10 protein-coding genes are annotated in these 8,632 nt (G+C 70.0%); 6 read left to right on the top strand and 4 right to left on the bottom strand.

What is annotated here, in order from left to right; genetic code table 11:
- The 4 genes from WYO_RS28535 to WYO_RS28520 form a co-directional block, all read left to right on the top strand.
- The coding region (locus tag WYO_RS28535; RefSeq protein WP_007569392.1) for an FtsK/SpoIIIE domain-containing protein at window positions 1-987 on the top strand (987 nt) is incomplete at its 5' end.
- A 132-nt stretch (window positions 988-1,119) separates the two neighbouring features.
- Window positions 1,120-2,037, top strand: coding sequence for an outer-membrane lipoprotein carrier protein LolA (locus tag WYO_RS28530; protein ID WP_007569391.1), 918 nt, complete (start codon window positions 1,120-1,122; stop codon window positions 2,035-2,037).
- A gap of 202 nt (window positions 2,038-2,239) precedes the next feature.
- Window positions 2,240-3,049, top strand: a complete 810-nt coding sequence (gene xth / locus WYO_RS28525) for an exodeoxyribonuclease III (RefSeq protein WP_007569390.1) — start codon at window positions 2,240-2,242, stop codon at window positions 3,047-3,049.
- A 260-nt stretch (window positions 3,050-3,309) separates the two neighbouring features.
- Window positions 3,310-4,188 (top strand): SDR family oxidoreductase, encoded by an 879-nt coding sequence (locus WYO_RS28520; protein WP_007569388.1) that lies wholly within the window; start codon window positions 3,310-3,312, stop codon window positions 4,186-4,188.
- Between the two features lie 10 nt (window positions 4,189-4,198).
- Here WYO_RS28520 and WYO_RS28515 read toward each other — a convergent pair whose 3' ends face one another.
- From WYO_RS28515 to WYO_RS28500, 4 genes are all read right to left on the bottom strand, one after another.
- Window positions 4,199-4,690, bottom strand: coding sequence for a cache domain-containing protein (locus WYO_RS28515; protein WP_007569387.1), 492 nt, complete (start codon window positions 4,688-4,690; stop codon window positions 4,199-4,201).
- 55 nt (window positions 4,691-4,745) lie between these two features.
- The gene (locus tag WYO_RS28510; protein ID WP_007569386.1) at window positions 4,746-5,048 is read right to left on the bottom strand and encodes a hypothetical protein; all 303 of its coding nucleotides are present in this window, start codon (window positions 5,046-5,048) and stop codon (window positions 4,746-4,748) included.
- 967 nt (window positions 5,049-6,015) lie between these two features.
- Complete coding sequence (ssb, locus tag WYO_RS28505; RefSeq protein WP_007569385.1) at window positions 6,016-6,585, bottom strand: single-stranded DNA-binding protein; 570 nt, start codon at window positions 6,583-6,585, stop codon at window positions 6,016-6,018.
- Window positions 6,586-6,752: 167 nt separating this feature from the next.
- Complete coding sequence (locus WYO_RS28500) at window positions 6,753-7,769, bottom strand: NADP-dependent oxidoreductase (RefSeq protein ID WP_007569384.1); 1,017 nt, start codon at window positions 7,767-7,769, stop codon at window positions 6,753-6,755.
- Window positions 7,770-7,878: 109 nt separating this feature from the next.
- On the opposite strand from WYO_RS28500, the gene WYO_RS28495 reads away from it, so the two are divergent.
- Together WYO_RS28495 and WYO_RS31875 are read left to right on the top strand one after the other, a co-directional pair.
- Window positions 7,879-8,277, top strand: a complete 399-nt coding sequence (locus WYO_RS28495; protein WP_007569381.1) for a DUF4174 domain-containing protein — start codon at window positions 7,879-7,881, stop codon at window positions 8,275-8,277.
- Window positions 8,278-8,424: 147 nt separating this feature from the next.
- Window positions 8,425-8,601, top strand: coding sequence for a hypothetical protein (locus tag WYO_RS31875; protein ID WP_007569379.1), 177 nt, complete (start codon window positions 8,425-8,427; stop codon window positions 8,599-8,601).
- Window positions 8,602-8,632 lie beyond the last annotated feature (31 nt).

Here is an 8,632-nt window from a genome sequence, read left to right as displayed (position 1 = left end):
AAGAAGGCGGTGATCGCCCTCAAATGGGCCGTGCGCGAGATGGAGGAGCGCTACAAGAAGATGTCCAAGATCGCGGTGCGGAACATCGACGGCTACAACGCCCGGATGAAGGAGGCCCGCGAGCGCGGCGAGGTCATCACCCGCACGGTCCAGACCGGGTTCAACCGCGAGACCGGCGAGGCGGTGTTCGAGCAGGAGGCGATGGACCTCTCGGCGCTGCCCTACATCGTGATCGTGGTCGACGAGATGGCCGACCTGATGATGGTGGCCGGCAAGGACATCGAGGGCGCGATCCAGCGTCTGGCCCAGATGGCGCGTGCGGCCGGCATCCACCTGATCATGGCCACGCAACGCCCGTCGGTGGACGTGATCACCGGCACGATCAAGGCGAACTTCCCGACCCGGATCTCCTTCCAGGTGACCAGCAAGATCGACTCGCGCACGATCCTGGGCGAGATGGGCGCCGAGCAGCTCCTCGGTCAGGGCGACATGCTGTTCATGGCCGGCGGCGGGCGCACGACCCGCGTGCACGGGCCGTTCTGCTCGGACAGCGAGGTCGAGAGCGTGGTCGCCCACCTCAAGCGCCAGGGCCGCCCCTCCTACCTCGACGCCGTCACCGCCGACGATTCGCCGGAGGAGCCGGTCAAGGAGGGCAAGTCCGGGCGCGGCGCCAAGGCCGAGAAGGTCGAGCGCTCCGAGGAGCCCGACGAGGAGGCCCCGGTCTTCGATATCGGCGCCTTCGCGGCGGCGACCGGGGGCGAGTCCGACGACCTGTACAAGCAGGCGATCGAGGTGGTGCTGCGCGACCAGAAGGCGTCGACCAGCTACATCCAGCGCCGGCTCCAGATCGGCTACAACCGCGCCGCCTCGATCATGGAGCGGATGGAGATCGAGGGCATCGTCGGCCCGGCCAACCACGCCGGCAAGCGCGACATCCTGGTCGCCGGGGCGCCGCACGCCTCGAGCGGGATGTACGACGACGAGTGAGGCCGCTGCCGGGCCGCGATCCGAGGGGTCGCGGCCCGGCGCGTCGCATCTTCGCCACAGGGCGGGGCTTTAAGCCCCGTCCGTTCCCATGTCTGCCGGATCGCCCGCCCGGGCGCCCAGGAGGTTCTGCCGATGATCGGCCGCCGCACCCGCACAGCCGGCTCCCTGATCGCCGCCGGGCTGTGGCTCGCCCCCGCCGCCCCGGCGCAGGCGCAGGTCGGCGCGTTCATCGACAGCCTGTTCGGCCGCAAGGAGGAGCCGGCCCCGGAGCCGGATTCCGCCCCGGCCGCGCCCGCGCCGGCCGCCAAGAAGCCGGCGTCCAAGCCCGCCGCGAAGGATTCGGCTGCCAAGGACGCGCCGAAGACCGGCAGCCCCAAGCCCGGCGCCAAGACGTCCGACAAGGCCGACCACAAGGCCACCGAGCCCAAGGTCGCCGCCGTGGGCGGCCCTGCGGCGCTGGCCGCGTCCGAGCCGGCCGACGCCGCCACGGTGCTCGCGCAGGCCAATGCGTATTTCAACGGCATGAACACCCTGACGGGCAACTTCATGCAGATCGGCGCGGACGGGCGCCGGATCGGCGGCAAGCTGACGCTCGCCAAGCCCGGCCGCCTGCGCTTCGACTACGACCAGCCCTCACCGCTGGAGGTGGTGGCCGACGGCACCTCCGTGGCGGTGCGCGACCGCAAGCTCGCCACCCAGGACCTCTACTTCATCGCCCAGACGCCGCTAAAATTCCTGCTGCGCGAGAAGATCGACCTCGCCCGCGATCTCACCGTCACCGACGTCACCAACGATCCGGGCGGCGTGCGCATCAGCCTGGAGGATCGGGCGACGCTCGGGGGCACCTCGAAGATTCAGCTGTTCTTCGATGCCGAGATGAAGACCCTGTCGCAGTGGCGGATCACCGATCCGCAGGGCTACATCACCACGGTGCAGCTCTCGAACCTGCAGAAGCCCAAAAGCGTCGATGCGGGCCTGTTCTTCATCAATTACGGGCGCGCCGAGGACAAGACGATGCAGCAGCAGATCCAGCAATCGCAGCCCAACTGATCGATCGGCGGGGGCGAACCACCGCCACGCCGTCATCCCGGGGCGCCGCAGGCGAGCCCGGGATCCAGAGCCGCTGACGGTGCAAGACTTCGCCCAACCTGCGGTTCTGGATCCCGGGCTCCGCTTCGCGGCCCCGGGATGACGGGGCGGGTTAGCCGGCTGCCGTAACGCCTGATCGAACTCCCAACCCGAGACCCGACCCGTGCGCCTGTCCGTCACCTCCTGGAACATCAACTCGGTGCGGCTGCGCATCGACCTGGTCCTGCGCTTCCTGGCCGAGCACAAGCCGGACGTGCTCTGCCTCCAGGAGACCAAGTGCCCGGACGACGCCTTCCCGCTCAAGGCCTTGCGCGGCTCGGGCTACGAGCACGTCATGTTCGCCGGCCAGAAGGGCTATAACGGCGTCGCGATCCTGTCGCGCTTCCCCCTGCACACCCGCGGCGTGATGGGCTTCTGCGAGAAGCCGGACGCCCGCCACATCTCGGCGGTGCTCGGGCCGGAGGCGGGGGCCGCCGCCGGCATCGTGCTGCACGATTTCTACGTCCCGGCCGGCGGCGACGTGCCCGACCGCGACCTCAATCCGAAATTCGCCCACAAGCTCGATTTCCTGGCGGAGCTGCGCGCCTGGGGCGGCAAGCGCGTCGCCGGCCCGGCGATCCTGGTGGGGGACCTCAACGTCGCGCCGCTCGAGCACGACGTCTGGTCGCACAAGCAGCTCCTCGACGTGGTGAGCCACACCCCCGTGGAGACCGAGGCCCTGGAGTTGTTGCGCGGGGAGGCCGGCTGGATCGACACGGCCCGCCACCTCACCCCGGAGCCCGAGAAGATCTACACCTGGTGGAGCTACCGCTCGCCGGACTGGTCGGCCGCCAACAAGGGCCGGCGCCTGGACCATGCCTGGGTCTCGCCCGACCTCGCCGGCACGGTCCGCTCGGTGGACGTCCTGCGCGACGCCCGCGGCTGGGAGCGGCCCTCGGACCATGCCCCGGTGACGCTCACCCTCGAGCTGTGAGAGCGGCGCGGAACTGCCGTGACCCTTACGCATTGCTGGTTCACGAACCCGCGATGCGAGCCGGCCCGATGCGCAAGATCCTGATCGCCCTCCTTCTCCCCAAGGTCGTCTCCTTCCTGCGCCGGCGCTACGGCGGCCCGCACGCCGCCCGCGACCGGGCCTTCTGAGACACGCTTCAGCATCGGCGGCGTGTCTGTGACGGCCGGGCCCGGCACGCGGCCCCAACGCCCTTGGCCCGGTCCTGCAGGAAGCCGCCCCCGATGACCGACGATCCCCGCGAGGCCGGTCCCCGGCCTCCGTTTCCCGGCGACCAACAGCAGGAGCGGCCGGGTCTCACCTCCAAGATGACGCCGCGGCCCGACCACGGCGAGGAGAGCTATGTCGGCAAGGGCCTGCTCGCCGGCCAGGTCGCGCTGATCACCGGCGGCGATTCCGGCATCGGCCGAGCGGTGGCGATCGCTTATGCCCGCGAGGGCGCCGACGTGGCGATTTCCTATCTCGACGTCGAGCAGGGGGATGCTGAGGACACCAAGGCCTGGGTCGAGAAGGCCGGCCGCCGCTGCCTGCTCCTGCCCGGTGACATCCGCGATGAGGCCCAGTGCCGGACGCTGGTAAACCGGACCATGGCCGCGTTCGGGCGGCTCGACATCCTGGTCAACAACGCCGCCGCCCAGGTGGTGAACGAGGGCCTCGACGACCTCAAGGCCGCCGATATCGAGGGCTCGTTCCGGGCCAACGTCTTCGCGATGTACTACCTCGCCCAGGCCGCCGTGCCGCACATGAAGCCGGGCGGGGCGATCGTGAACTCGACCAGCGTCCAGGCCAAGGTCGCGGGCCCGAACATGCTGATCTACGCCGCCACCAAGGGCGCCATCGCGAGCCTGACCATCGGCCTGTCGAACCTGCTCGCCCCCAAGGGCATCCGGGTGAATTGCGTGGCGCCCGGCCCGGTCTGGACCCCGATCCAGCCGATCGTGAAGAGCCCCGAGGAGCTGGAAGAGCTCGGCGCCCAGACGCCCCTCGGCCGCGCCGGCCAGCCCGCCGAGCTCGCCCCGGCCTATGTGCTGCTCGCCTCGCGCGAGGGCAGCTTCATGTCGGGCGCCCTGGTGCCAGTCACCGGCGGCATGCCGATGCTGTGAGGCGCACGCCTCACTCGACGTAGACCCCCGCGCCCACCAGCGCGGGGGTGCCGTCCACGCTCGTCCCGCAGACGTAGCTCCACTTGACCTCCGGCGTGCTGCGCCGGGGCCGCGGGAACATGTAATCGACCCAGCCGGAGCCGGATTCCCGCACCACGGCGATGAAGTCCTTGTGGAACTGCTTGCCGGCCGCGTCGTGCTCTTGGAGCAGGTCTCGGCCCTCGCGGCTCGGATGGGCGGCGTTGAACAGGACGACCCCGTGCAGGTCGACCACGAACAGGTAGACGTCGCCGTAGCGCCAGGGCGAGTTCTTCCGCCGGAACGCCGCGAAGGCAGTCCTGCCCTCGCTCTCGATCAGGTCGGCGGCCTTGTTGACCAGGGTCTCGATCTCGTCCGCCTGATGGACCGGCGCACGCTGATCCCGCCCGGCCACCCGCCTCGTCGGCAGGAGCATGATCAGGACCAGGATCGGCAGGCACCAGATCACGATGCGCTTGGGCATGGTCGCGCCCCTGATCGTCCATTCCTCTCGGGCCGCCGGCCCGATCACCGGCGAATCAGCCGGCGCGGCGCCGGAAGACGCGGCCCTCGCTCGCCGGTCTCGAGGCGAGCCACCAGAACAGCCGCGGCTGGCCGGGCATGACCGGCGCCGGCAGCGCGTCCGGTTCGGCCTCCTCGCCGGTCCGGTGGGTCTCGATGATGCGCTTCAACCGCTTCATCGCGGCGATATACATGCAGGCGCGCAATCGCCGGGCCTCGCTCGACCGGACCTCTTCGAGGTCGTTCAGGATCGCTTCCGCGTTCCGGATATGTTGCTCGGCTTCGGTGATGTAATCGGCGATCGCACAAGGATCTGACATCTTCCGGCTCCCGGATTCGATCGAGACGTCGACGCTGTCACGCTCCGAAATCAGGCGCACGCGAACCGCCCCACGGGGTGGGCGCGCCGCAGACACGTTCCCGAGATCAAGGACCCGTCCGACCCCCGGGTTGGTCCCGGTGTTGTCAGTCTCGTGATCGAACGGCTCGGCCGTTGATCAATGCTCAAGCGATCCGGGTCTCGTCGCCGCCGGAAAGCCACATCCGCCAGGGTGGATGTACGATGCGATGTACAGTAAATCCATATCGCATGCGGAGGTCAATCAAAAATTATCAATATTCGGCGGTGTCGTTGAGCTGTCTATCGCGCCGGACCGCGTTGCTGCACGGTGTAGCAAGCGCTTGCCTGATTCTGGCCGGCGCCTCTCCAAGCCATCCCCGTCATCCTGAGGCGGGAGCGCAGCAGGCCTCGAAGGAGCTCTCCACGGAGCGCGCGGCGGCCTCTGGTCGTTGCGGGGCCAGCAAGCCGCACATTCCCATCGAGCGCATCGGCGTGGCGCTGTCGCGGCATCTCCCGTGAGGGCGGGGGCCGGTCATGGGCCGGCGGGCCGGTGCCCTGAGCGGCGCAGATCGCGCCCATGACGCCGTCACCGTTCTTGCGCGCGCAGCGAAGCAACCCAGGACGGCGCGCGATTTCCGGACGTGGCGTGTCCCTGGGTTGCTTCCCTGCGCGCGCAAGGACGATGGGGCTGCGTTCAGCGCTTGAAGCCTCGCTGTGCTAGGAGCGTTGCGCTCCTCGATGTCTGCAGGGTCGCGTCGATCTGCTCGCGCTCGCGGGCGAACTCGGCCAGCAGACGGCCGCCCAGGTCGCGGCCGGCGGCGAACGCTCGACCGCACGCCGGAGAGCGCTGAAACAGAAAGGACCAAGGCCGAGGCCTTGGTCCTGAACACGCATCATCGGGTCGCGATGCTTGTGCCGCCCCGGAATCCGGACGCGGCCCTGCGGGACTAGAACGGGATATCGTCGTCCAGGTCGTACCCACCGCGCGCGCCGCCGCCGCCGCCGGACGAAGCCGGGGCCGGGCGTCCGCCACCGCCGCCGCCCTGGGCGCGGCCGCCGCCGAAATCACCGCCGCGGTCGCCGCCCCGGCCACCGCCCGAGTCGCCGCCGCGGCTGATCTGGCCGCCGCCCTCGTCCTCGCCGGCGAAGTCACCGCCGCCACCGCCGCGGCCGTCGAGGATCGTCATCTCGCCCCGGAAGCGCTGGAGCACCACCTCGGTGGTGTACTTCTCGACGCCGGAATTGTCGGTCCACTTCCGGGTCTGGAGCTGGCCTTCAATATAGACCTTCGAGCCCTTGCGCAGATATTGCTCGGCCACCCGGGCAAGGTTGTCGTTGTAGATCACGACCGAGTGCCACTCGGTCTTCTCCTTGCGCTCGCCGGTCGCCTTGTCCTTCCAAGACTCGGAGGTCGCCAGCCGCAGGTTGCAGACCGGGTCGCCCGAGCCGAGGCGGCGCATCTCCGGGTCGCGCCCGAGATTGCCCACCAGGATCACCTTGTTGACGCTGCCCGCCATCGCTCTCTCCTCACCGTACGGATCTCACTGGGCCTTGGCCCGGCGGCCGGCGACTCATGCGCCCGGGCCGTCGGGGCGGCAACCTGCGGTGCGGGTTTGTGCCCGCTATCCGCAACCTGCCAAACGTGGATGTTCTATCTCTGTTCTGATTTGGCGGCAAGCCGCGCTCAGGCGATATGCACAACCAGCTTGCCGAAATTCCGGCCCTTGAGCAGGCCGATGAACGCCTCCGGGGCTTTCTCCAGGCCCTCGACCACGTCCTCCCGGTAGCGGACCTTGCCGGCCCGGATCCAGTCGCCGACCTCGCGCCGGAAGGTCTCGGCCTGGTCGGCGAAATCCCAGACGATGAAGCCCTGGATGTGCAGGCGGTTCGTGAGCACCGAGCGCATCAGGGCGGGCAGCCGGTCGGGGCCGGGGGGCACCTCGGTGGCATTGTAGGCCGAGACCAGGCCGCAGACCGGGATCCGGGCGAAAGGGTTCAGCAACGGCATCACGGCGGCGAAGACCGCGCCGCCGACATTCTCAAAATAGACGTCGATGCCCTTGGGGCAGGCCGCGGCCAGCGCCCCCGGCAGGTCGGGGCCGCGATGGTCCACCGCCGCGTCGAAGCCGAGCTCCTCCGTGAGGTAGCGGCACTTGTCCGGCCCGCCCGCGATCCCGACCGCCCGGGCGCCCTTCAGCCTGGCGATCTGCCCGACCAGCGACCCCACCGGCCCGGCGGCGGCGGCCACCACCACGGTCTCGCCGGGCTTGGGCTGGCCGATATTGAGCAGCCCGGTATAGGCGGTCATGCCCGGCATCCCGAGCACGCCGAGCGCGGTCGAGGGCGGGGCGGCCTCCGGATCGACCCGGCGGGTGCCCTTGCCGTCGGTGACGAAGTATTCCTGCCAGCCCGCGAAGGCCGTCCGCAATTCCCCGACCGGGATGTCCGGATTCTGCGACGCGACGACCTCGCCGACCACCTCGGCGGTGATCGGGTCGCCGATCTGGACCGGGGTCGCGTAGGATTTCGCGTCGCTCATCCGGCCGCGCATATACGGGTCGAGGGACAGCCAGCGCGTGCGCAGCAGGATCTGGCCGGGCCCGATTTCCGGCACCGGCACCTCCTCCAGGCGGAAATTCTCCGGCTTCGGCTCCCCATGCGGGCGCGATGCCAGGACGATGCGGCGGTTCACGGCATTCATGAAAGGCTCCCGGATGCTCTGCCTGCGACCCCCGATCTGGGGCGCGAGGCGGTGGCGGCCAATGGGGCGCCCCGCGCGTTGACCGGGATCGGCTTCAGACGGAGGCGGCATGCGCACCACCCTGATCGGCCTCGGATTGGCCGCCCTGACCCTCGGCGCCGCGATGGCCGGACCGCTCGATGCCTATCGCTGGCGGTCCCGGGTGCTGGTGCTGTCGGCCCCCGATCCGGCGGACACCGACCTGCGGGCGCAGCGTGCGGCCCTGGGGCCGATGCGCGGCGGCGTGGCCGAGCGCGACCTCGTGGTGGTGGAGGCGGTCGGGGATACGCCCGAGGCCCGGAGCCTGCGCGCGCAACTGTCTCTGCCGGCGGGCGAATTCCGGGCGGTGCTGGTCGGCAAGGATGGCGGCGCCAAGCTCACCGCCGCGGCGCCGATCCCGCCCCAGAAGCTGTTCGCCACGATCGATGCGATGCCGATGCGGCGCGGCGAGATCGAGGGTGCGCGGTAGGGGGCGGAGCGCCCGGTTTTGCGGGGATGGCGGGGCCTGCGGACACCAACGGTTAAGCCTACCGGCCTATCACCGAGCGGTGTCGGCGGCCGTGTTTCGGCCGTCCGTTGAGGCCCGCCAGGACGCTCGAACGAGACGCTCGCATCGATGACCCGAGAACAAGTCGCCACCGCCATCCGCCGCGTCGTCAGCCTCCAGGTCGAGGATATCGAGCGCGCGGTCCGCGATGGCCACAAGACCATCGCGCTGAACGAGCTGGCGGATCTGAACCGCCAGCTTAAGGCCTTCGCGGCCGCGCTCAAGAAGGCCCCGGCCCGGATCTGATCCGGGTCGTCCTACCAGCGGGGCCCGCCCC

This window comes from Methylobacterium sp. GXF4, from assembly GCF_000272495.1.
GTDB lineage: Bacteria > Pseudomonadota > Alphaproteobacteria > Rhizobiales > Beijerinckiaceae > Methylobacterium > Methylobacterium brachiatum.
The sequence above is the reverse complement of the archived record's forward strand: the minus strand, read 5'-3'. Positions and strand labels throughout refer to the sequence as shown.

Bases quoted from the DNA above. Each gene is read 5' to 3' on its own strand.
- WYO_RS28530 (WP_007569391.1), top strand. From the start codon at position 1,120: ATGATCGGCCGCCGCACCCGCACAGCCGGCTCCCTGATCGCCGCCGGG.
- WYO_RS28520 (WP_007569388.1), top strand. From the start codon at position 3,310: ATGACCGACGATCCCCGCGAGGCCGGTCCCCGGCCTCCGTTTCCCGGC.
- WYO_RS28515 (WP_007569387.1), bottom strand. From the start codon at position 4,690: ATGCCCAAGCGCATCGTGATCTGGTGCCTGCCGATCCTGGTCCTGATC.
- WYO_RS28510 (WP_007569386.1), bottom strand. From the start codon at position 5,048: ATGTCAGATCCTTGTGCGATCGCCGATTACATCACCGAAGCCGAGCAA.
- ssb (WP_007569385.1), bottom strand. From the start codon at position 6,585: ATGGCGGGCAGCGTCAACAAGGTGATCCTGGTGGGCAATCTCGGGCGC.
- WYO_RS28500 (WP_007569384.1), bottom strand. From the start codon at position 7,769: ATGAATGCCGTGAACCGCCGCATCGTCCTGGCATCGCGCCCGCATGGG.
- WYO_RS28495 (WP_007569381.1), top strand. From the start codon at position 7,879: ATGCGCACCACCCTGATCGGCCTCGGATTGGCCGCCCTGACCCTCGGC.
- WYO_RS31875 (WP_007569379.1), top strand. From the start codon at position 8,425: ATGACCCGAGAACAAGTCGCCACCGCCATCCGCCGCGTCGTCAGCCTC.